The sequence below is a fragment of the Silvania confinis genome, from assembly GCF_025564085.1.
In the GTDB taxonomy this organism is placed as follows: Bacteria; Pseudomonadota; Gammaproteobacteria; order Enterobacterales; family Enterobacteriaceae; genus Enterobacter; species Enterobacter confinis.
The window spans coordinates 379,142-401,890 of record NZ_JAMGZJ010000077.1 but is presented as its reverse complement, the minus strand read 5'-3'; the positions used below and the strand labels follow the sequence as shown (position 1 = coordinate 401,890).

Annotated in this window: 19 protein-coding genes; 15 read left to right on the top strand and 4 right to left on the bottom strand. The window is 57.7% G+C overall.

Translation table 11 applies throughout. From position 1 onward, the window contains the following. Positions 1-12: 12 nt before the first annotated feature. The 8 genes from bglX (at position 13) to M8013_RS15930 (ending at position 10,704) form a co-directional block, all read left to right on the top strand. The gene (bglX, locus tag M8013_RS15965) at positions 13-2,310 is read left to right on the top strand and encodes a beta-glucosidase BglX (protein ID WP_271268776.1); all 2,298 of its coding nucleotides are present in this window, start codon (positions 13-15) and stop codon (positions 2,308-2,310) included. Positions 2,311-2,682: 372 nt separating this feature from the next. Continuing rightward, positions 2,683-4,035 carry a glycoside hydrolase family 28 protein gene (locus M8013_RS15960; protein WP_271268775.1) on the top strand — a complete coding sequence of 451 codons (1,353 nt, stop codon included), beginning with the start codon at positions 2,683-2,685 and terminating at the stop codon, positions 4,033-4,035. Then, a complete protein-coding gene (locus tag M8013_RS15955; RefSeq protein WP_271268774.1) occupies positions 4,032-5,591 on the top strand; it encodes an MFS transporter in 1,560 nt (519 codons plus the stop codon). The genes M8013_RS15960 and M8013_RS15955 overlap by 4 nt, the downstream gene beginning before the upstream one ends. Before the next feature lie 52 nt (positions 5,592-5,643). After that, positions 5,644-6,879, top strand: coding sequence for an MFS transporter (locus tag M8013_RS15950; RefSeq protein WP_271268773.1), 1,236 nt, complete (start codon positions 5,644-5,646; stop codon positions 6,877-6,879). Between the two features lie 70 nt (positions 6,880-6,949). Continuing rightward, entirely contained in the window at positions 6,950-7,867 is a 918-nt protein-coding gene (gene osmF, locus M8013_RS15945) for a glycine betaine ABC transporter substrate-binding protein OsmF (protein ID WP_271268772.1), read from the top strand. Positions 7,868-7,882: 15 nt separating this feature from the next. Beyond that, positions 7,883-9,040 (top strand): ABC transporter permease, encoded by a 1,158-nt coding sequence (locus tag M8013_RS15940; protein ID WP_271268771.1) that lies wholly within the window; start codon positions 7,883-7,885, stop codon positions 9,038-9,040. Then, on the top strand, positions 9,033-9,983 hold the full coding sequence (locus M8013_RS15935; RefSeq protein WP_271268770.1) for an ABC transporter ATP-binding protein: 951 nt from the start codon (positions 9,033-9,035) through the stop codon (positions 9,981-9,983). The genes M8013_RS15940 and M8013_RS15935 overlap by 8 nt, the downstream gene beginning before the upstream one ends. Then, on the top strand, positions 9,967-10,704 hold the full coding sequence (locus tag M8013_RS15930) for an ABC transporter permease (protein WP_271268769.1): 738 nt from the start codon (positions 9,967-9,969) through the stop codon (positions 10,702-10,704). The genes M8013_RS15935 and M8013_RS15930 overlap by 17 nt, the downstream gene beginning before the upstream one ends. Here M8013_RS15930 and M8013_RS15925 read toward each other — a convergent pair. Continuing rightward, positions 10,679-10,792, bottom strand: coding sequence for a protein YohO (locus M8013_RS15925; protein ID WP_271268768.1), 114 nt, complete (start codon positions 10,790-10,792; stop codon positions 10,679-10,681). The genes M8013_RS15930 and M8013_RS15925 overlap by 26 nt on opposite strands. A gap of 59 nt (positions 10,793-10,851) precedes the next feature. Continuing rightward, a complete protein-coding gene (gene mlrA, locus M8013_RS15920) occupies positions 10,852-11,586 on the bottom strand; it encodes an HTH-type transcriptional regulator MlrA (protein WP_271268767.1) in 735 nt (244 codons plus the stop codon). 217 nt (positions 11,587-11,803) lie between these two features. On the opposite strand from mlrA, the gene M8013_RS15915 reads away from it, so the two are divergent. Genes M8013_RS15915 through M8013_RS15905 form a run of 3 tightly spaced genes read left to right on the top strand, consistent with a single transcriptional unit; the run spans position 11,804 to position 14,721 of the window. After that, complete coding sequence (locus M8013_RS15915; RefSeq protein ID WP_271268766.1) at positions 11,804-13,492, top strand: sensor histidine kinase; 1,689 nt, start codon at positions 11,804-11,806, stop codon at positions 13,490-13,492. Next, entirely contained in the window at positions 13,486-14,205 is a 720-nt protein-coding gene (gene btsR / locus M8013_RS15910) for a two-component system response regulator BtsR (RefSeq protein ID WP_271268765.1), read from the top strand. The genes M8013_RS15915 and btsR overlap by 7 nt, the downstream gene beginning before the upstream one ends. Before the next feature lie 45 nt (positions 14,206-14,250). Further along, a complete protein-coding gene (locus tag M8013_RS15905; RefSeq protein WP_271268764.1) occupies positions 14,251-14,721 on the top strand; it encodes a YehS family protein in 471 nt (156 codons plus the stop codon). A 99-nt stretch (positions 14,722-14,820) separates the two neighbouring features. Here M8013_RS15905 and metG read toward each other — a convergent pair whose 3' ends face one another. After that, positions 14,821-16,854 (bottom strand): methionine--tRNA ligase, encoded by a 2,034-nt coding sequence (gene metG / locus M8013_RS15900; protein ID WP_271268763.1) that lies wholly within the window; start codon positions 16,852-16,854, stop codon positions 14,821-14,823. Positions 16,855-16,990: 136 nt separating this feature from the next. Here metG and apbC point away from each other — a divergent pair, with 136 nt between their 5' ends. After that, positions 16,991-18,100 carry an iron-sulfur cluster carrier protein ApbC gene (apbC, locus tag M8013_RS15895; RefSeq protein ID WP_271268762.1) on the top strand — a complete coding sequence of 370 codons (1,110 nt, stop codon included), beginning with the start codon at positions 16,991-16,993 and terminating at the stop codon, positions 18,098-18,100. Between the two features lie 51 nt (positions 18,101-18,151). On the opposite strand, the gene M8013_RS15890 is transcribed toward apbC, so the two are convergent. Continuing rightward, complete coding sequence (locus tag M8013_RS15890; protein WP_271268761.1) at positions 18,152-18,484, bottom strand: RcnB family protein; 333 nt, start codon at positions 18,482-18,484, stop codon at positions 18,152-18,154. A gap of 481 nt (positions 18,485-18,965) precedes the next feature. Here M8013_RS15890 and M8013_RS15885 point away from each other — a divergent pair, with 481 nt between their 5' ends. From M8013_RS15885 to M8013_RS15875, 3 genes are read left to right on the top strand one after another with little or no spacing between them, the layout of a single operon-like run. Continuing rightward, positions 18,966-20,105, top strand: a complete 1,140-nt coding sequence (locus M8013_RS15885) for a polysaccharide export protein (RefSeq protein WP_271268760.1) — start codon at positions 18,966-18,968, stop codon at positions 20,103-20,105. Next, on the top strand, positions 20,105-20,569 hold the full coding sequence (locus M8013_RS15880) for an arsenate reductase/protein-tyrosine-phosphatase family protein (RefSeq protein ID WP_271268759.1): 465 nt from the start codon (positions 20,105-20,107) through the stop codon (positions 20,567-20,569). The genes M8013_RS15885 and M8013_RS15880 overlap by 1 nt, the downstream gene beginning before the upstream one ends. Further along, positions 20,551-22,749 carry a polysaccharide biosynthesis tyrosine autokinase gene (locus M8013_RS15875; protein WP_271268758.1) on the top strand — a complete coding sequence of 733 codons (2,199 nt, stop codon included), beginning with the start codon at positions 20,551-20,553 and terminating at the stop codon, positions 22,747-22,749. The genes M8013_RS15880 and M8013_RS15875 overlap by 19 nt, the downstream gene beginning before the upstream one ends.

Here is a 22,749-nt window from a genome sequence, read left to right as displayed (position 1 = left end):
AGAGTAAACGAGATGAAATGGCTTTGTTCTGTAGGTATCGCTGTGAGTCTGGCGTTGCAACCTGCGCTGGCAGATGACCTGTTTGGCAATCATCCGCTGACGCCGGAAGCCCGGGACGCATTTGTTACTGACCTGCTCACCAAAATGTCGGTTGATGAGAAGATCGGCCAGCTGCGTTTGATAAGCGTCGGCCCGGATAACCCGAAAGAGGCGATCCGCGAGATGATCAAAGCCGGGCAGGTGGGGGCGATTTTTAACACCGTCACCCGTGAGGATATCCGCAAAATGCAGGATCAGGTGATGGAACTCAGTCACCTGAAAATCCCGCTGTTCTTCGCCTATGATGTGGTCCACGGTCAGCGCACCGTTTTCCCTATCAGCCTCGGGCTGGCCTCCTCGTTTAATCTCGATGCGGTGAAAACCGTCGGTCGCGTTTCGGCCTATGAAGCGGCGGACGACGGCCTGAATATGACCTGGGCGCCGATGGTCGACGTCTCGCGCGATCCGCGCTGGGGCCGCGCCTCGGAAGGCTTTGGCGAAGACACTTACCTGACCGCGACAATGGGCAAAACCATGGTGGAAGCGATGCAGGGCAAAAGCCCGGCAGATCGCTATGCGGTGATGACCAGCGTGAAACACTTCGCCGCCTATGGCGCGGTCGAAGGTGGTAAAGAGTACAACACCGTTGATATGAGCCCGCAGCGCCTGTTCAACGACTATATGCCGCCGTACAAAGCGGGGCTGGATGCGGGCAGCGGCGCGGTGATGGTGGCCTTGAACTCCCTGAACGGCACGCCGGCAACCTCCGACGCCTGGCTGCTGAAAGACGTGCTGCGCGACCAGTGGGGCTTTAAGGGCATCACCGTGTCCGACCACGGGGCGATCAAAGAACTGATCAAACACGGCGCGGCGTCCGATCCGGAAGATGCGGTGCGCGTGGCACTGAAGTCCGGCATCAACATGAGTATGAGCGACGAGTACTACAGCAAATACCTGCCAGGACTGATTAAAAGCGGCAAAGTGACGATGGCCGAGCTGGATGATGCCGCCCGTCACGTGCTGAACGTGAAATATGACATGGGTCTCTTTAACGATCCGTACAGCCACCTGGGGCCAAAAGAGTCCGACCCGGAAGACACCAACGCGGAAAGCCGCCTGCATCGCAAAGAAGCGCGCGACGTCGCGCGTGAAAGCCTGGTACTGCTGAAAAACCGTCTCGAGACCCTGCCGCTGAGCAAATCCGGTACCGTGGCGGTGGTCGGTCCGCTGGCTGACAGCAAACGCGACGTGATGGGCAGTTGGTCTGCCGCAGGCGTGGCAGACCAGTCCGTCACCGTGCTGACGGGCATCAAGAATGCGCTCGGTGACAACGGCAAGGTGATTTACGCCAAAGGCGCTAACGTTACCGGCGACCAGGACATCGTCACCTTCCTCAACCAGTATGAAGAGGCGGTGAAGGTTGATCCGCGTCCGGCGCAGGCGATGATCGACGAAGCGGTTAACGCCGCGAAGCAGTCTGACGTAGTCGTTGCGGTGGTGGGCGAAGCCCAGGGAATGGCGCACGAAGCCTCGAGCCGTACCGATATCACTATCCCGCAGAGCCAGAAGGCGCTGATTGCCGCGCTGAAAGCCACCGGTAAACCGCTGGTGCTGGTGCTGATGAACGGTCGTCCGCTGGCGCTGGTGGAAGAGAATCAGCAGGCTGACGCGATTCTGGAAACCTGGTTCGCCGGGACCGAAGGCGGCAACGCGATTGCCGACGTGCTGTTCGGCGATTACAACCCGTCGGGTAAACTGCCGATGTCCTTCCCGCGCTCCGTGGGACAAATCCCGGTGTACTACAGCCACCTGAACACCGGCCGTCCGTACAACGCGGATAAGCCGAATAAATACACCTCGCGCTATTTTGACGAAGCCAACGGCCCGCTGTATCCGTTCGGGTACGGTCTGAGCTACACCAGCTTCAGCATGTCTGACGTGAAAATGTCTTCACCGACGATGGCCCGTGACGGCAGCGTGACCGCCAGCGTGGAGGTGACCAACACCGGCAAACGTGAAGGGGCGACGGTGATGCAGCTGTACCTGCAGGATGTCACTGCCTCGATGAGCCGTCCGGTGAAACAGCTGCGCGGTTTTGAGAAGGTGAACCTGAAACCGGGCGAAACCAAAACCGTCAGCTTCCCGATTGACGTCGACGCGCTTAAGTTCTGGAACCAGCAGATGAAATATGACGCCGAGCCAGGCAAATTCAACGTCTTTATCGGTGTCGATTCTGCCCGCGTGAAGCAGGGCGAGTTCGAGCTCCAGTAACACCGCCCGGCGGCGCTGCGCTTGCACGGGCCTACGAAATGCGTAGGCCGGGTAAGCGCAGCGCCACCCGGCAATCGCCAGACGACGCCTTACTCCCTGATTCGTGACCGGCCCCGCAGATTGACTTTCCTTCGCCCTCAAAGGCGCTTAATCTTCGCGTTTATCACGCTTTGCCAACCGTGAATTGTGAATAGCTTCACATTTCATTTTTGCCTCAGCCGGCAAAACGTGAACCCCATCAAAAGCACTTCGCAGCACCTCATCCCGCCGTGATGCTCTTCACTGTTCGTTAAAAATCCCCGGAAACCGCGCACGAGCCGTGCCTTGAAACGGCGTTAAATGCCCGTCACTTAACAGCTGACAGGTACCCACATGAAGCTCTCGTTAGACGACATCGACCTCGACCGCAGCGGTCTGTCCCTCGTCACCCACACCCTACAGGGGTTAATCGATACCCTGGGGCAGGCGGGCGGCGGTACGCTGGTGGTGACACCCGGAACTTACTTGATCGGCACGCTGGTGTTGCCGTCAAACTTCACCCTGCACCTGGAGGCGGGTGCACGTCTGCTGGCCAGCCCGCAGGAGGCCGACTACCAGGCCGCCGAAACGCAGAGTATGGCGGAGCTGTCGCGGATGGCGCTGCTGTACGCCCGCGATGCGCAGCATCTCACCCTCAGCGGCGCTGGCTGCATCGACGGTAACGCCAGCGCCTGGTTTGCGCCACAGCCGGATGTCCAGGGCTATCGCCAGCCGAAAACCCATCGCCCGCGGATGCTGGTGCTGGAGGGCTGCCAACAGGTACGCATCGGTGATATTACGATCTGCGATGCGCCGATGTGGACTGCGCATCTGGTCAGCTGTCGCCATGTGTTTATCAACAACCTCACCATCGATAACGATCTGACGCTCTCCAATACCGATGCGCTGGATCTCGACAGCTGCCAGCACGTGCACCTCAGCAACAGCTATTTCAGTGCCGCCGATGACGGCATCTGCCTGAAAACCACCGCCAAAGCGGCGGAACTTCAGCAGGCGACAGAGAACGTCACGGTCAATAACTGCATCATCCGCTCGAAGAGCTGTGCGATCAAAGTTGGGACCGAGACCTTCGCCGATATCCGCAACATCGTGGTGAGCAACTGCGTCATTGTTGACTCCAACCGCGCCATCGGGCTGGTCTCTCGCGACGGCGGCCAGTTCAGCCAGATGCTGTTCAGCAACATCCTCTTCGACTGCCGCCACGGCGATCCGTGCCACTGGGGCAAAGCCGATCCGGTGTTTGTTTCGGTGCGTCACCGCGCCCCGCACATCACGCCGGGACCGATACGCCAGGTCACTTTCTCCAACCTCAGCGGCAGCGGCGAAGGGGCGATTAACCTGCACAGCGACATGCCGGGCGCGATTAGCGACATCACCTTCAACGGCCTGACCTTCTCCCAGCGGCTGAGCGAGAGCGACGAGCAGGGCAGCTACGACGTGCGCCCGCCGTGCAATCCCGCACGCCCGACCGGCATGGGGCTGGATAACGCGTACCTCGTCAACCCGCAAACCGGGCGGGCGCACGGGGTTGAGCCCTATCCACACGGCCTGCCCGCGCTGTATGCCACCGGCGTGCAGGGGTTGCAGCTTAACGCTCTCACCATTACCCGGCCGCAGCCGCTTCCCGCAGGCTGGGATGACGAGGCCGTCCGGGTTTATCCGCCACATTCAGGGAACCGAAAATGATTAAAAACGTGCGTGAAATAAAACTGCGTAACTACGTCTGCTACGGACTGGCCGACGTGATTGGCTCCGGCGCGTTTACGCTGGTCAGCGCCTGGCTGCTGTTTTTCTTAACCACCTTCTGCGGTCTGTCGCCGATCGAGGCGGGTTCGCTGTTTGCGGTGGCGCGAATTGTCGATGTGATCATGTGTCCGGTCATCGGTTACGTTTCCGATAACTTCCACAAAACCGCGTTGGGCCGTCGCTTTGGCCGTCGCCGCTTCTTCCTGCTGGCCAGTATTCCGCTGGTGTCGGTCTACAGTCTGCTGTGGGTCGAGGGCTTTAACTACTGGATGTACCTGCTGTTCTACATTTTGTTTGAGATCGTCTACACCATGATCATCATCCCTTACGACACCCTGTCGGCAGAGATGACTTCTGATTTCAACAAGCGCTCTAAGCTCACCAGCGCCCGGATGTACATTGCCCAGCTGGCCGGTTTTGCCGCCGCGTTCCTGCCGGGGCGTCTGGTTTCCTACTTCGGCCCGGAGTCGTCCGACTCGTTCTTCTATACCGGGGCCATCTTCACCGTCTCGTTTATGATCGTTCTGTTCTTTGTCTATTTCGGGACCTGGGAACGCTCGCTCGAGGAGATCCAGCAGAGCGAAGTCCACGATGAAGAGGAACAGAAAATGCCGCTGGCGACCCGCGTCTACCCTATCTATTACGATTTCGTCTCGACCCTGAAAATCAAAACCTTCCGTTCTCATCTGGGGATGTACCTCGGCGGCTCGGTGGCACAGGATATTTTCAACTCGGTGTTTACCTATTTTGTGGTCTTCGCCCTGATGACCTCGTCGGTGATGGCCTCGAACCTGCTTGGCGTCATCAACGCGCTGCAGTTCTTTGGCGTAGGCATTGCCACCTGGCTGACTCTGCGCTACTCCCCGTCCCGCGCCTTTGCTACTCAGGCGTCGATGGCGCTGGTGGCGTTTGCGCTGCTGGTGTCGGCGTACTTCAGTGAAACCCGCGGCATGATGTTGTTGTATGTTGGCGCGGCGGTTGCCGGTCTGGCACGCGGCGGGATCTATGCCATTCCGTGGAACAACTACACCTTTGTGGCGGACGTGGATGAGATCCTCACCTGCCAGCGTCGGGAGGGGATTTTCGCCGGCTTCATGAGCCTGCTGCGTAAAGCCTCGCAAGCGCTGTCGATTTTCCTCGTCGGGGTGGCGCTGCAGATGTCCGGCTTTGTCTCCGGCCAGAGTGCCCAGCCGCAGTCGGCCATCAACATGATCATGGTGATCATGATTGTCTTGCCGGTGATCCTCACCCTGTGGGGGATCTGGTCGGCTTTCCAGTTCCGCGTGAACAGCCGCACGCACGCCATTCTTAACGAAGAGGTGGCGCGCCTGAAGCAGGGTGGCAGCAAAGCCAGCGTCAGCGCCCAAAACCGCCTGGTTATCGAAAGCCTGACCGGGATGCCGTACGAACACTGCTGGGGTGACAACAGCGTCGGCTATCTCAACCGCAAGCGGATGCTGGCGCGCCAGAGTTCGGCGCAACTGACCAACGCCTGACCCTCCAACCCGGACCGGGCTTGTGGGCCCGGTCTGCTCAAGACGAAGCAAAATGACAGAACACAGCGTTTACATTCAGCACGGGCTCTGGGCCAGGCTGGGACTCCCCCGCGAACTGAGCTGGGGCTTTATCGGGATTTTTCTCTTCATTACCGGAGCCACCATCGAGCAGAGCTGGCTGGCCGCGATGTTGCAACACCGCGGCTTCGACGCCTTCCACATCAGCCTGCTGTCGTCGGTGTTTGGCCTGTGCGTGGCAGTGGTGTCGTGGTTCTCCGGGATTGGCGCAGGCGTGCTGGGCCTGCGCCGCCTGATGTGGGCAGCAACGGTGGTCTACTTTGTCGGATCGATTCCGTTTATCGGCTATGCTCTGCCGCAGGGGAACTACCCGCTGATGGTGGCGAGCTATGCCCTGCGCGGCGTGGCCTACCCGCTGTTTGCCTACTCGTTTCTGGTGTGGATTACCCAGCGCTGCGAGCCGCGCATTCTCGGGCGTGCGGTCTCCTGGTTCTGGATTGCCTTTGGCGTGGGGATGACCATTGTCGGGCCGTGGTACTCCGGGGTGATGCTGCCGGCGATCGGTGAAACCGTGACCCTGCTGAGCGGCTTTGTCTTTGTGGTGCTGGGGGCATTCTGCGCGCTGGTGTTGAACCGCGATCGCCCCGAGGTGGCGCAGGGCGGTAGCATGGGCGCGGCGCTGAGCGAAGGGATCAGGGTGCTGGTACGCGAACCGAAAATGCGCCTCGCAGTGATCGTCAAAACCATCAACGACATCGGCAAGTTTTCGCTGGTGATCCTGATGCCGGTTTACCTGCCGCACTTTGGCTTCAGCATCGCCCAGTGGCTGACTATCTGGGGGCTGGTGAACGTGGTCAACATCTTCGCTAACTACTTCTTCGGCTGGCTGGGCGACACCATTGGCTGGCGCAATACGGTGGTCTGGTTCTCCGGCACCCTCTGCGGGCTGGCGATGCTGGCGGTTTGCTATGCCCCGGTGCTGTTTGGCAACAGCGAAACCGCGTTGTTCTGTGCCCTGGCGTTGTACGCCATCGGACTGGGTGCCTTTGGGCCGCTCAGCGCGCTGATCCCGTCGCTGCTCCCGGATAACAAAGGCGCGGCCATCTCCTGCCTCAACCTGGGATCGGGCCTGAGCAACTTTGTCGGGCCGCTGATCGTCACCCTGTGCGTGGCGCCGTTTGGCATCGAGGGGACGCTGTGGACGATCGCCATTCTGTACTTTGCTGCCAGCGTGCTGACCCTGCCGTTAAAACTGCCCGACTCGCGCTAAAACCTGCGATATCGACTACGCTTTTCTCTCAAGCCTCTGAAAAAGGCGGCAAAATAACGAGGAAAGCAGAATGACACTCTCAAAGGGGATCATGGGTTCGGCGGCGCTGCTGGCGGCGTTGAGCCTGCCTTTACAGGCGGCGGAGCCGATTAAAGTCGGGTCAAAAATCGATACCGAAGGCGCGCTGCTCGGCAATATCATTTTGCAGGTGCTGGAAAGCCATGGCGTGAAAACAGTCAATAAAGTCCAGCTCGGCACCACCCCGGTGGTGCGCGGAGCGATCACCTCCGGCGAGCTGGATATCTACCCGGAATACACCGGCAACGGGGCCTTCTTCTTCAAAGATGAAAACGATCCGGCGTGGAAAAATGCCAAAAATGGCTATGAGAAAGTCAAAAAACTCGATGCCGAAAAGAACCACCTGATCTGGCTGACTCCGGCCCCGGCCAACAACACCTGGACCATCGCGGTACGCAAAGACCTGGCGGAAAAGGGCAAACTCACCTCACTTGAAGATCTCAGCCGCTACCTGAAAGACAAAGGCGATTTTAAGCTGGCCGCCTCGGCCGAGTTTATCGAGCGCCCGGATGCGCTGCCAGCGTTTGAAAAAGCCTACGACTTCAAGCTCGATCAGAGCCAGCTGCTGTCGCTGGCGGGCGGCGATACGGCGGTCACCATTAAAGCGGCGGCCCAGCAAACCTCCGGCGTGAATGCGGCGATGGCCTACGGCACCGATGGCCCGGTGGCGGCGCTCGGCCTGCAAACGCTGACCGACCCGAAAGGCGTCCAGCCGATCTATGCCCCGACCCCGGTGGTGCGCGAAGCGGTGCTGAAAGCCTATCCCGAACTGGACGCGTGGCTGAAGCCGGTATTTGCCAGCCTGGACGAGAAAACGCTGCAGCATCTGAATGCCAGCATTGCCGTTGAAGGGCTGGATGCCAAAAAAGTGGCGGCAGATTACCTGAAGCAAAAAGGGCTGGTGAAGTAGCCCCAGGACGGATGCGTGCCAATACGCTGTCATAACCGCGTCCTGCTGCTGCTGGCGTTGATTGCCGTGGTCGCAGGCGCGCTGCCGTTTGTGAATTTCGCCCCCAACCGGCTGATGTCCGGGGAAGGGCGTGCCGCCTGGCAGGTGTGGTCGTTTTCGCCTGCGCTGCTGCTGATGCCGTTATGCCTGCTGCTGGGGTTATCCCTGGCGCGCGGGCGCTGGGCATTGGTCGCGACGCTGGTGGTCTGCCAGCTGCTTTTTACGCTGCTGGTCTGGAGCGCCGGGCTTGCCGCCTCACATCTCGCCAGCAGCGAAAGCCCGCTGGCGCGTACTGGCGTGGGTAGCGGACTGTGGCTGTGGCTGGCGCTGTGCCTGCTGGCCTGCAGCGATGTTATCCGCCGACTCAGCCCGCAGCCGCTCTGGCGCTGGCTGCTGCAGGCGCAAATCTGGATCCTGCCGCTGCTGATACTGTTTCACGGCGAACTCAACGCCTTGTCGCTACTTAAGGAGTATGCCAATCGCCAGGATGTCTTTAATGACGCGCTGTCGCAGCATCTGATCCTGCTGCTGGGAACGCTGTGTCCGGCATTACTCATTGGCGTGTTTCTGGGGATTTTCTGCTATCGCCAACCGCGCTATCAGGGGCCGGTGTTCGCGGTGCTGAACGTCATTCAGACCATTCCCTCGGTGGCATTATTTGGCCTGCTGATTGCACCGCTGGCCGGGCTGACCCACGCCTGGCCATGGCTATCGTCGCTGGGGATTGCCGGGACCGGGATGACACCGGCACTGATTGCGCTGGTACTGTATGCCCTGTTGCCGCTGGCGCGGGGTGTGCTGGCCGGGCTCAGCCAGGTGCCTGCCGAGGTGCTGGAGAGCGCCGACGCGATGGGGATGAATACCCGCCAGCGCTTCTGGCAGATCCAACTGCCGCTGGCACTGCCGGTACTGCTGCGCGGCCTGCGAGTGGTGGCAGTGCAAACGGTAGGGATGGCGGTGATTGCGGCGCTGATTGGGGCAGGGGGATTTGGCGCGCTGGTGTTCCAGGGGTTGCTGAGTAGCGCCCTGGATCTGGTGCTGCTGGGGGTGATACCGACCATTGCGCTGGCGGTGGTGATCGACGCCCTGTTTGCGCTGTGGATTGCCCTGCTAAAAAGGAGTTCCGATGATTGAGTTTCATGACGTCAACAAAACCTTTGCCGGGCAGCCTGCGGTCAGCAACCTGAACCTGACCTTTGCTGAAGGGGCTTTTTCGGTGCTGATCGGCACCTCAGGCTCGGGTAAATCCACCACCCTGAAGATGATCAACCGGCTGGTGGAGCATGACAGCGGCCTGATCCGCTTTGCCGGGGAGGAGATCCGCAGCCTGCCGGTGCTGGAGTTGCGTCGGCGGATGGGCTACGCCATTCAGTCGATTGGCCTGTTTCCACACTGGACGGTGGCGCGCAACATTGCCACCGTCCCGCAGCTGCAAAAATGGTCCCGGCAAAAAATCAACGATCGGGTGGATGAACTGATGGCCCTGCTCGGGCTGGAGCCGGTGCTGCGCGAGCGCTACCCGCACCAGCTTTCCGGCGGCCAGCAGCAGCGGGTCGGCGTGGCGCGTGCGCTGGCGGCTAACCCGGAGGTGCTGCTGATGGACGAACCCTTCGGCGCGCTCGATCCGGTCACCCGCGGAGCGCTGCAGCTGGAGATGACCCGCATCCACCGTATGCTCGGGCGCACCATTATTCTGGTGACCCACGATATCGACGAAGCCCTAAGGCTGGCCGATCATCTGGTGTTGATGGACCACGGAGAAGTGGTGCAGCAGGGCACGCCGCTGACCCTGCTGACCCAGCCTGCGAATGCCTTCGTGCGCGAATTTTTTGGCCGCAGCGAGCTGGGCGTGCGCCTGCTGTCGCTGCGCACGGTGGGCGAATCCATGCGCGAGGAGATCGCCCCGAGCGATGCCACCCCGCTGCGTGACGTTATGAGCCTGCGGGATGCGCTCTCGGCGTTCGTCACCTGCCGCTGCGAAGCGCTGCCGGTGATCAACGCGCACAATCAGCCGTGCGGCACCCTTTATTTTCGCGATCTGCTGCATACGGAGACAGCGCATGACGTGGCTCCGTGATCCGCTCTTGTGGCTGGTAGCGCTGTTTATCGCTCTGCTGTTGGTGATGCCCCACAGCGCACCGCTGTTCAGCACGCTGTTTCCCGCGCTGCCGCGTCCGGTGTATCAGCAGGAGAGCTTTCTCAGCCTGACGCTTTCCCACTTCTGGCTGGTGGGGGTTTCCAGTATTTTTGCGATGGTGCTGGGGATTGGCGCGGGGATTGCGGTCACCCGCGAGGCCGGGCGCGAGTTTCGCCCGCTGGTCGAGACCATTGCGGCGGTCGGGCAGACATTTCCACCGGTGGCGGTATTGGCGATTGCGGTACCGGTGATGGGATTTGGTCAGCAGCCGGCGATTGTCGCGCTGATCCTCTACGGGGTGCTGCCGATTTTACAGGCGACGCTGGCCGGGCTGGCGGCGGTACCTGCGGCGGCCATTAGCGTGGCCGAAGGAATGGGAATGAGCGGCTGGCAGCGCCTGCGTAACGTCGAGCTGCCGCTGGCGGCACCGGTGATGCTGGCCGGGATCCGCACCTCGGTCATTATTAACATCGGGACGGCGGCGATTGCCTCAACGGTGGGTGCGAACACGCTGGGAACGCCGATCATCATCGGCTTAAGCGGTTTTAATACCGCCTATATTATTCAGGGGGCAGTGCTGGTGGCACTGGCAGCGATTGTGGTGGATCGCGCGTTTGAAAGGCTGGCGCGCAGACTCAGCCGACACCGCCGCGAACAATAAACGAATAGCCTGCCAGCATCACGCCGCCGATACCGCTGACAGCCATGAGTACGAACAGGGTAATAACGGCCACTTTGGCTGCGTTCATAATGTGCTCCTTATGTTATCGGCACGATTATACGGTGAAGCGCAGGTGTTAATGAACCATTAATTGCCGTTTAGCGGGAACACCGGGTAGCCATTCTCCTGCCACTGGGTCAACTGCAGCTGCTGGGCGGCGGTGGGGGACTCACCGCACCACACCAGCAGCGTCTGGCCATCGAACAGTTCAGGGCGTAGCTGCGCCAGCGAGTGCGCCAGCACATCGACGCGCCAGCCCTGCTGGGCGGCAATCCACGCTTCCAGCCACAGGCGGGTGGTATCGTGAACATTCCAGCCGACCACCAGCGCATCTTTGCTGTTCTTTTTGCGCGCTGTCGACAGGCAGATGCAGATGTAATTAATCAGGACGCCATCCAGTGCGCTCAGCAGCGCCTGGAGAGTGGGTTGTTGCGACTGCAGGCGTCGACGCAGCGGAATGAACAGGGAGGTAATAAGAGTCTGGGCGGGATATTCGCTGCCTCGTTCCTTGAGCCACACGCGCAGGCGATGAAGATGACCGGACTGCAGATAACGCAGCAAGACCTCCTGCTGTTCGCGCCAGATATCCTGCTCGTCGCTGTTTTCCGGGCTCAGCAACGATTTGACTTTGCCAACCTGTACGCCGTTATCGATCCAGCTTTTGATCTCACGGATCCGGTCGATATCGGCATCATTAAACAGGCGGTGCCCACCGTCGGTTCGCTGCGGTTTGAGCAATCCGTAACGCCGCTGCCATGCCCGTAACGTTACAGGATTGATATCACACAGGAGTGCCACTTCCCCTATCGTATACAGCGCCATGTTATCCCCCGGCTTGCGCTTACCCAGATTAACTGTAGTCGCAGATTGTCGAACCAGGAAGGGTTGATCTTTTTTTGCACAAAAAATGCGATAATCGGATTATGTTCAGAAAAAGATGTGACGATGAACACGAAAAAGCATCTTTCCAGAACTGCTTCAAAGAAAGTTACAGCGCATCAGTGTATGTTACGCGCTTTTAGAATTTTCGGTTTCCAGTATGTACGAATTTAATCTGGTGTTGCTGCTGCTACAGCAGATGTGCGTGTTTCTGGTAATTGCCTGGCTGATGAGTAAAACGCGTCTGTTTATTCCTCTGATGCAGGTCACCGTGCGCTTGCCCCACAAGCTGCTTTGCTATGTCACGTTTTCGATTTTCTGCATTCTGGGTACCTATCTGGGTCTGCATATCGAGGATTCCATCGCCAACACCCGTGCCATTGGTGCGGTGATGGGCGGGCTGCTCGGCGGCCCGGTTGTCGGTGGCCTGGTGGGACTCACTGGCGGGCTGCACCGCTATTCGATGGGCGGGATGACTGCCCTGAGCTGTATGATCTCGACCATTGTCGAAGGCCTGCTCGGCGGGCTGGTGCACAGCATCATGGTCAGGCGCGGTCGCCCGGATAAAGTCTTCAGCCCGCTGACTGCCGGTGTCGTCACCCTGGTGGCAGAACTGGTGCAGATGTTGATCATCCTGCTGATCGCCCGTCCGTTCGACAATGCCCTGCATCTGGTAAGCAATATTGCGGCACCGATGATGGTCACCAACACCGTCGGCGCAGCGTTGTTTATGCGCATCCTGCTCGACAAGCGGGCGATGTTTGAAAAGTATACCTCGGCGTTTTCCGCTACCGCGCTGAAAGTTGCGGCCTCGACGGAAGGGATCCTGCGCCAGGGCTTTAACGAAGAGAACAGTATGAAGGTGGCGCAGGTGCTGCATCAGGAGCTGGATATCAGCGCCGTCGCCATCACCGATCGCGAGAAGCTGCTGGCGTTTACCGGCACTGGTGACGATCACCATCTGCCCGGCAGACCGATCTCCTCGACCTATACGCTGCGCGCCATTGAAACCGGGGAAGTGGTTTACGCCGACGGCAATGAAGTGCCGTATCGTTGTTCGCTGCATCCGCAGTGCAAGCTGGGCTCGACGCTGGTGATCCCCCTGCGCGGTGAAAATCAGCGGGTGATGGGCACCATCAAACTGTATGAAGCCAAAAATCGGCTGTTTAGCTCCATCAACCGCACCCTCGGGGAGGGGATTGCCCAGCTGCTGTCGGCGCAGATCCTCGCCGGGCAGTACGAGCGGCAGAAAGCGCTATTAACGCAGTCGGAAATCAAGCTGCTGCACGCCCAGGTCAATCCGCATTTCCTGTTTAATGCGCTCAACACCCTGAAGGCGGTGATCCGCCGGGACAGCGAGCAAGCCACGCAGCTGGTGCAGTTTCTGTCGACCTTTTTCCGTAAAAACCTGAAGCGACCCTCCGAAATTGTCACCCTCGCCGATGAGATCGAGCACGTGAACGCCTATCTGCAAATCGAGAAGGCGCGCTTTCAGTCCCGCCTGCAGGTGCAGCTTTCTGTGCCGGATGAGCTGGCCTGGCAGCAGTTGCCCGCGTTCACCTTACAGCCGATTGTGGAAAACGCGATCAAGCACGGCACCTCGCAGCTGCTGGGTACCGGTGAAATTGCCATTACCGCCAGCAGTAACAACGGCTATCTGGTGCTGGATATCGAAGACAACGCCGGGCTGTATACCTCTGCTCAGGAGGGGGGTGGCCTGGGGATGGGGCTGGTGGATAAACGCCTGCGCGCCCATTTCGGTGAGAATTGCGGGATTGCCGTGGCCTGCGAGCCGGACTGCTTTACCCGCATAACCCTACGACTGCCACTGGAGGAACACGCATGTTGAATGTGCTGATTGTTGATGATGAGCCTTTCGCGCGGGAAAACCTGCGCTTCCTGCTGCAGGGGCAGAGCGATATTGAGATCGTCGGCGAATGCGCCAACGCTATCGAAGCGATCGGCGCGGTGCATAAGCTGCGGCCGGACGTACTGTTTCTGGATATCCAGATGCCGCGCATCAGCGGCCTGGAGCTGGTGGGGATGCTCGACCCGGAGCACCGGCCCTATATTGTATTTCTCACCGCGTTTGATGAGTACGCGGTCAAAGCGTTCGAAGAGCATGCCTTCGACTATCTGCTGAAACCGATTGAAGAGCCGCGGCTGGAAAAGACCCTGAACCGCCTGCGTCAGGAGCGTAACGTGCAGGATGTGTCGCTGCTGGCGGAAAACCAGCAGCCGCTGAAGTTTATCCCGTGCTCCGGCCACAGCCGGATCTATCTGCTACAGATGGATGACGTGGCCTTTGTCAGCAGCCGGATGAGCGGGGTGTTTGTCACCAGCCACGAAGGCCAGGAGGGCTTTACCGAGCTGACGCTGCGCACGCTGGAAAGCCGTACGCCGCTGCTGCGCTGCCATCGCCAGTTTCTGGTCAATCTGGCGCATCTGAAAGAGATCCGCCTGGAGGAGAACGGTCAGGCCGAGCTGGTGCTGAAGGCGGGTCAGACGGTGCCGGTCAGCCGTCGCTATCTGAAGAGCCTGAAAGAGGCGATAGGGCTGTAAAACTGGTACACTGCGCCATCGCTTCACCGACAGTTAAAGGCACTCATGCTTAGTAATGACATTCTTCGTAGCCTGCGCTACACCCTGAAAGCAAATAATAACGATATGGTGCGCATTCTTGCGCTTGCCGACATGGAAGCCACGTCCGCCAGTTTTGATACCTGGATGACCAAAGAAGAGGAAGAGGGATTTATCCGCTGCCCGGATATCATCCTGTCTGGCTTTCTGAACGGTTTGATCTACGAGAAGCGCGGCAAAGATGAATCCGCCCCTGAGCTGGCGCTGGAGCGTCGTGTTAATAACAACACGGTGCTGAAAAAACTGCGCATCGCCTTTTCTCTGAAGTCCGACGATATTCTGGCGATCATGACCGAGCAAAAATTCCGTGTGTCTGTCCCGGAGATCACTGCCATGATGCGTGCGGCGGAACATAAAAACTACCGCGAATGCGGCGATCAGTTTTTACGTAATTTCCTGCGCGGGTTGACCCATCGGGTGCACCACCCGAAAGCGTAAATGCGCACGGGTGCGGCCTGATGCCCTCACCCCAACCCTCTCTCACGGGTGAGGGAGAAAATTGCATAAAAAAGCCGGATAATAATCCGGCTTTTTCGTTTATTTCACCTGATGACCAGGCTGTGCACCGCTGTCCGGGCTCAACAGGAAGATATCTTTCCCGCCTGGGCCTGCAGCCATCACCATCCCTTCCGAGATGCCGAAGCGCATTTTACGTGGCGCGAGGTTCGCGACCATCACCGTGTGACGACCAATCAGCGTCTGCGGGTCCGGGTACGCGGAGCGAATGCCGGAGAAGACGTTGCGCTTCTCACCGCCCAGGTCCAGCGTCAGGCGCAGCAGTTTGTCAGAACCCTCGACAAATTCCGCGTTTTCAATCAGCGCCACGCGCAGATCGACTTTGGCGAAATCGTCAAAGCTGATGGTCTCCTGAATCGGCTCGTCTGCCAGCGGACCGGTGACCGGTGCGGCGGCGGCTTTCACCTCTTCCTTCGACGCCTCGACCAGCGCTTCAACCTGCTTCATCTCAATGCGATTATACAGGGCTTTGAAGGCGTTCAGCTTATGGCCGAGCAGAGGCTGATTGATGCTGTCCCAGCTCAGTTCGGTGTTCAGGAACGCTTCAGTACGTTCTGACAGCTGCGGAAGAACCGGCTTCAGATAAGACATCAGCACGCGGAACAGGTTGATGCCCATTGAGCAGATAGCCTGCAGGTCAGCGTCGCGGCCTTCCTGTTTCGCCACCACCCAAGGCGCCTGCTCGTCAACATAGCGGTTGGCGACATCCGCCAGCGCCATGATTTCGCGTACCGCTTTGCCGAACTCGCGGCTTTCCCACGCATCGCCGATGGTCGCCGCTGCGTCGATAAAGGTCTGGTACAGGGCCGGATCGGCCAGCTCATCCGCCATCACACCGTCGAAACGTTTGGCGATAAAGCCGGCATTACGCGACGCCAGGTTGACCACCTTGTTGACGATATCGGCGTTCACGCGCTGCACGAAATCTTCCAGATTCAGGTCGATATCGTCGATACGGGAAGAGAGCTTCGCCGTGTAGTAGTAGCGCAGGCTGTCGGCGTCAAAATGGTTCAGCCAGGTGCTGGCCTTAATGAACGTGCCGCGCGACTTGGACATCTTCGCGCCGTTGACCGTCACGTAGCCGTGAACGAACAGGTTGGTCGGCTTGCGGAAGTTGCTGCCTTCGAGCATGGCAGGCCAGAACAGGCTGTGGAAGTAAACAATGTCTTTGCCGATAAAGTGGTATAGCTCGGCGTCAGAATCTTTTTTCCAGTATTCATCGAAGCTGGTGGTGTCGCCGCGCTTGTCGCACAGGTTCTTGAAGGAACCCATGTAGCCAATTGGCGCATCCAACCAGACGTAGAAATACTTGCCTGGCGCATCCGGAATTTCGAAGCCGAAGTACGGCGCATCGCGGGAGATGTCCCACTGCTGCAGGCCGGATTCAAACCACTCCTGCATTTTGTTCGCCACCTGCTCCTGCAGCGCGCCGCTGCGGGTCCACGCCTGCAGCATGGCGCTGAATGACGGCAGGTCGAAGAAGAAGTGCTCGGAATCACGCAGCTCAGGCGTGGCGCCGGAGACCACGGATTTTGGCTCAATCAGCTCGGTCGGGCTGTAGGTCGCGCCACAGACTTCGCAGTTATCGCCATACTGATCCGCAGACTTACATTTCGGGCAGGTGCCTTTCACAAAGCGGTCCGGAAGGAACATGCCTTTTTCCGGATCGTAGAGCTGAGAGATGGTGCGGTTTTTGATGAAACCGTTCTCTTTCAGGCGCGTGTAAATCAGCTCAGACAGCTCGCGGTTCTCGTCGCTGTGCGTCGAGTGATAGTTATCGTAGCTGATGTCGAAGCCAGCAAAATCGGTCTGATGCTCCTGACTCATTTCGGTGATCATCTGCTCAGGAGAAATTCCCAACTGCTGTGCTTTCAGCATGATCGGCGTGCCGTGGGCGTCGTCCGCGCAGATAAAGTTAACCTGATGGCCGCGCATTCGCTGGTAACGGACCCAGACATCAGCCTGGATATGCTCCAGCATGTGGCCGAGGTGGATTGAACCGTTTGCGTACGGCAGGGCGCACGTTACCAGAATTTTTTTCGCGACTTGAGTCATAGTGAGCATTACTTCTTTTACAGTAAAAAGGGTTTTTGATAGTACCAAAAGGGTCATTATTAAGTAAGCACAAACCATGGCCTTTCAGGTAAACTTGTCTGACAAAGGTCTTATTCACAAGAACAAAGGAGTCGGGATGAGTTCTCAATCCCAGGCCAAATCACCGGAAGCCTTACGCGCAATGGTCGCTGGAACACTGGCTAATTTTCAGCATCCAACCCTCAAGCATAATCTGACGACGCTGAAAGCGCTGCACCACGTCGCGTGGCTGGATGACACCCTGCATATCGAACTGCAGATGCCGTTTGTCTGGAGCAATGCGTTTGAGACGCTGAAAGAGCAGTCGAGCGCTGAACTGCTGCGCATCACTGGCGCAAAAGCCATTGACTGGAAGCTGACTCACGCTATCGCCACCCTGAAGCGAGTGAAAAACCATCCAGGCGTGAACGGCGTGAAAAACATCATTGCCATCAGTTCCGGCAAGGGCGGTGTGGGTAAGTCATCCACCGCCGTGAATCTGGCGCTGGCGCTGGCCGCCGAAGGGGCAAAGGTCGGGATCCTGGATGCCGATATCTATGGCCCGTCGATCCCCAACATGCTGGGGGCAGAAAACCAACGTCCGACCTCACCTGATGGCACCCACATGGCGCCCATCATGGCCTACGGCCTGGCGACCAACTCAATTGGCTATCTGGTGACTGACGATAACGCTATGGTCTGGCGCGGGCCGATGGCCAGTAAAGCGCTGATGCAGATGCTGCAGGAGACAATGTGGCCGGATCTCGATTATCTGGTGCTGGATATGCCGCCGGGTACCGGTGATATTCAGCTGACGCTGGCGCAGAACATCCCGGTCACCGGGGCTGTAGTCGTCACTACGCCGCAGGACATCGCCCTGATCGACGCCAAAAAAGGCATTGTGATGTTCGAAAAAGTGGAGGTGCCAGTGCTGGGCGTGGTCGAAAACATGAGCATGCACATCTGCAGCAACTGCGGCCACCACGAAGCTATCTTTGGCTCCGGCGGTGCCGAGAAGCTGGCGGAACAGTATCACACTCAACTGCTCGGCCAGATGCCACTGCATATCACCCTGCGTGAAGATCTGGACAGCGGTAAGCCGACGGTGGTGAGCCGTCCGGAGAGTGATTTCACCGAGATGTATCGCCAGCTGGCGGATCGTGTTGCCGCGCAGCTTTACTGGCAAGGTGAGATTATCCCGGGCGAAATCGCTTTCCGCGCGGTATAAAACATTCAGGCTGCTCATTGCGGGCAGCCTGAATTGTGCAGCAAGCGTCGATTAACGGTGGTAGAAGATATCGCCGTTATAGATCTTCATGATTTTGCCGTCCGTATTGCCAATCAGGACGTAGTTTTCACCCATGTAGGTCCAGTGGGCGCCTTCCGTCGGAGCTGGCAGGTTACGCAGATTCCACTGTTTGATGGTGTATTCCGGGGTGAGGTACTGTGCCGGGGCAAAATCACCAATCTTAAATTTCGTAAAATCGGCAATAAACTCCTGTTCCTCATAGGCCTGGATACCCGAGGGTGCTGCTGCGGCTTTCGGTACAGCAATTGCCGCGCTCGCAACGGACATCAATACGCCCAGAAGCAGTAATTTACCTTTAGTCATTTTTTCTCCAGATTTACCATGGCTGTTTTACGCTGCTGTTCCCTCATTGAGCAACAGACGCGCTAGTTTAGGGTTTTGCCAGACAGCCCGTTTGCAAAAAAATGTAACAAATCTGTACATTCGCATGGGGGCTGGCGCAGTAACGATTATTGTTGGTGTGAATGTTATCAATTATTAACCACTATATAATTAATAATTACGTTAATGGAATCCTAAAGTAACGGCTACTTATAGAATAGTGAGTGTTAGCCTGTATTTTTTTCATAGCGTAATGTTTATGATGCGTCCTGAATTATTGATCCTGCTTTTTTTTCCTCTTCTTGAATCCATAATCAGGTATTTATCAGTTCGGTAAGTCTTGTTTTTTATATTCGGTTTTTTGTAACTCTATAATTATAAGTGCATTTTTTAATGGCGCTCGCTACGCTTTCTGCGTCGGGATTAATGGAATATTAACGCAATCACCAGAGTTTTATTATTAATGAAAACGACACTCCGCGCAGGTGCCGGTTTTTTTGCAGCATTCTTATTAACCGGCTGCACAATTATTCCCGGTCAACATCTTAATACGTCCGGGAAAAATAACGTTACCGTAGCCGATCACCCGGTGGATCTTAATAAAGCCGTGGATGTCTGGCCGCTGACCCCCTCTGTTATTGAAAAGCTTCGTCCTGCCAGTGCTAAATCTCAGGTAAATCCGAATCTTGATGAAGAGTTAACGCGCTGGGAATACCGTATCGGGCCGGGGGATGTTCTGATGATCACCGTCTGGGATCACCCTGAACTTACCACGCCAGCCGGGCAATACCGCAGCGCCAGCGATACCGGAAACTGGGTCGGAGCCGACGGCACGCTGTTTTATCCGTACGTGGGTAAACTCCATGTTGCTGGCAAAACGCTGGCGCAGGTGCGAGAAGAGATCACCGCCCGGCTGGATCGGGTGATTGAAAGCCCGCAGGTCGATGTCAGTATCGCCGCATTCCGTTCGCAAAAAGCCTATATCACCGGCGAGGTGAATAAGTCGGGCCAGCAGCCCATCACCAATATTCCGCTGACCGTGATGGATGCCATCAACGCGGCGGGCGGCCTCTCGGCTGACGCGGACTGGCGCAACGTTGTACTCACGCACGACGGCAAAGACTCGCGGATTTCGTTGTATTCCCTGATGCAGCATGGCGATCTGACGCAAAACCGGTTGCTGTGGCCGGGCGATATTCTGTTTATTCCACGCAATGATGCCCTGAAAGTGTTTGTGATGGGTGAGGTCGTCAAACAGAGCACCCTGAAGATGGACCGCAGTGGCATGACGCTGGCCGAAGCACTGGCTAACGCCGGAGGCCTGAATCAGGACATGGCCGATGCCACCGGTATCTTCGTCATCCGCTCCACTGCGGGTAAAAGCCGCGACGGCAAGATCGCCCAAATCTATCAGCTCAACGCCCGTGATGCCTCCGCCATGGTGCTGGGGACGGAGTTTCAGCTACAGCCTTACGACATTGTCTACGTCACGACGGCACCGCTGTCACGCTGGAACCGGGTACTGATGCAGCTTGTACCGACTATCAGCGGCGTGCATGACCTGACGGAAACCGTGCGTTTTATTAAGTCCTGGCCTGAATAATGATTCATTCCATTCTGGTGGTGTGCACCGGCAATATTTGTCGCTCTCCCATGGGCGAGCGCCTTTTACAGCAGCAACTTCCCGCGCTACAGGTCTCTTCTGCAGGCATCTGCGGCCTGGTCGGCCAGCCTGCGGACGTCCTTGCGCAGAGTGTGGCGGAGTTGCACGGCGTCGTGCTCAAGGATCACATCGCCCGTCTCCTGACGGTGCCAATGATGCGACAAAGCGATCTGATCCTCGCCATGGAGTCAGAGCAGATCAATCGTATCTCGCTTATTGCACCGGAGGTGCGAGGCAAGGCGCTGCTGTTTGGGCAATGGATAGGGAGGCAGGAGATCCCCGATCCTTACGGTAAAAGCATGGATGCTTTTGAGTATGTCTTTCGCCTGCTGGGCGAGGCGAGTCAGGAATGGGCCAAACGGCTTACAGTTAAGGGATTACGTACATGTCGCCAAAAAACATAACCGCACAGGGTTATTCTGCAGAAAATCAAGAGTTGGATCTGGCGCGTCTTCTGGGAGAGTTCATTGATCATCGCCTGTGTATATTTAGCTTCACGTTATTTTGCGCCCTTTGCGGCGGCGCGTATGCGTTATTTACGCCGCCGGTCTATATCGCTGATGCGATGGTGCAAATAGAAGAGAAGCAGCAAAACAATCTGCTTAAAACCTTAAACCAGCTGTCATCGGATATGGCACCGGATTCGTCAGCCGAAATTCAGCTCCTGAAATCCCGCATGATCCTCGGTGAAACGGTCGAAGCGCTGCGCTTACGCGATGAGATAACCCCGGTCTATTTACCGTTGGTGGGTAAGGGCTGGGCCAGACTTACCGGTCAAACGCCCGCTATCCTGACGCTCGATGCGTTGACGCTGCCTGCATCAGGCTCGCTCACCGTAACGGCAGAGAGCCAAGACAACTACCGGCTGGAAGGCGAGGGCGTCAGCGCTCAGGGTACCGTAGGCAAGCCCTTGCAAACCGCGGAAGTGAGCATCACGGTGCGCGAGCTGTCAGCGCCGCCGGGCATGCGTTTCACGGTTAAGCAGCGCTCGCAGCTGGAAGCCATCAATGCCCTGAGCCGCCAGTTTAACGTGACGGAGCAGGGCAAAGAGAGCGGGATCCTCGGGTTAAGCCTGACCGGGGTCGATCCCGGGCGCCTTGCCCGCACGCTGAACCACATTGCCCAAAGCTATCTGCAGCAAAACATTGCCCGCCAGGCGGCGCAGGATTCACAAAGTCTGGACTTCCTTCAGCGTCAGATGCCGCTGGTGCGTAGCGATCTGGAGGATGCAGAAGAGCGCCTGAATGCCTATCGTAAGAAAAGCGACTCGGTAGATTTAACGCTGGAAGCGAAGTCGGTGCTGGAGCAAATCGTTAACGTCGACAATCAGCTGAATGAGCTGACCTTTCGCGAAGCGGAAATCTCCCAGCACTTTAAGAAAGATCACCCAACCTATCGTGCGCTGCGTGAAAAACGTCAAACTTTAGAAAGCGATCGCGATCGACTGAACAAACGCGTCACTGCGATGCCCTCGACGCAGCAGGCGATTGTCCGTCTGAGCCGCGATGTGGATTCGGGCCGCGCGGTGTATCTGCAGCTTCTGACCCGCCAGCAGGAGCTGAATATCTCCCGCTCCAGCACCATCGGCAACGTGCGGATTATTGACCCCGCCGTGACGCAACCTGCGCCTGTAAAACCGCGTAGAGCGCTGATCGTAATAATGATGACGCTGTGCGGGTTGTTCATATCGATGGGGCTGGTGCTGGCAAAATCAGCGCTGCGACGCGGTATTAGTAGCCCGGAGCAGCTGGAGAGCGAGGGCGTCAATGTCTACGCTACTCTGCCGCGCTCAGAATGGTTGAGCAAAAAAACCCGCTTAAGCGGCAAATACTTCTCCTGGTGCTTCAAGCACAGAACCACCGATGTGCCGTTTTTACCGGTAGACCGACCGCTGGATATTTTTGTCGAGGCCATTCGCGGATTACGCACTAGCCTGCACTTTGCCATGATGGACGCACCGAATAACATCCTGATGTTCAGCGGGCCGACGCAGGACTGCGGCAAAACGCTGGTCAGCACCTCGCTGGCGGCGCTGGTGGCGCAGGTGGAACAGCGCGTACTGTTTATCGATGCCGATATGCGTAAAGGCTATGTGCACAATATTCTTAAACTAAAAAATGACGTAGGTTTATCCGGTGTGCTGTCCGGAAAGGTGGAGTTCCAGCAGGCGGTTCAGACCTATGCCAGCGGCAAGTTCGATGTGGTGACCTGCGGGCAAAACCCGCCTAATCCTGCCGAGCTGCTGATGCACAGTCGTTTTCGTGAGTTTATGCGCTGGGCCAGTGAGCATTACGATATGGTCATTGTCGATACCCCGCCGATTCTCGCCGTCACGGATGCCGCCCTGGTGGGCGAAATTGCAGCCACGACCTTGCTGGTTGCCCGCTTTAATGTCACCAGCGTCAGGGAGATGCAGGTCAGCTACCGACGTTTGCAGCAGATGGGGGTCAACATTAAAGGTGCCATTCTGAACGATGTCATGAAATCGGCCGCCAGCTATTACAGCTCGGGTTACGATGCCTACGGTTACGCTGCTGCGCAAAATGAGGGTACACAGACAACACGGCGCCAGAAGGGGATTTAA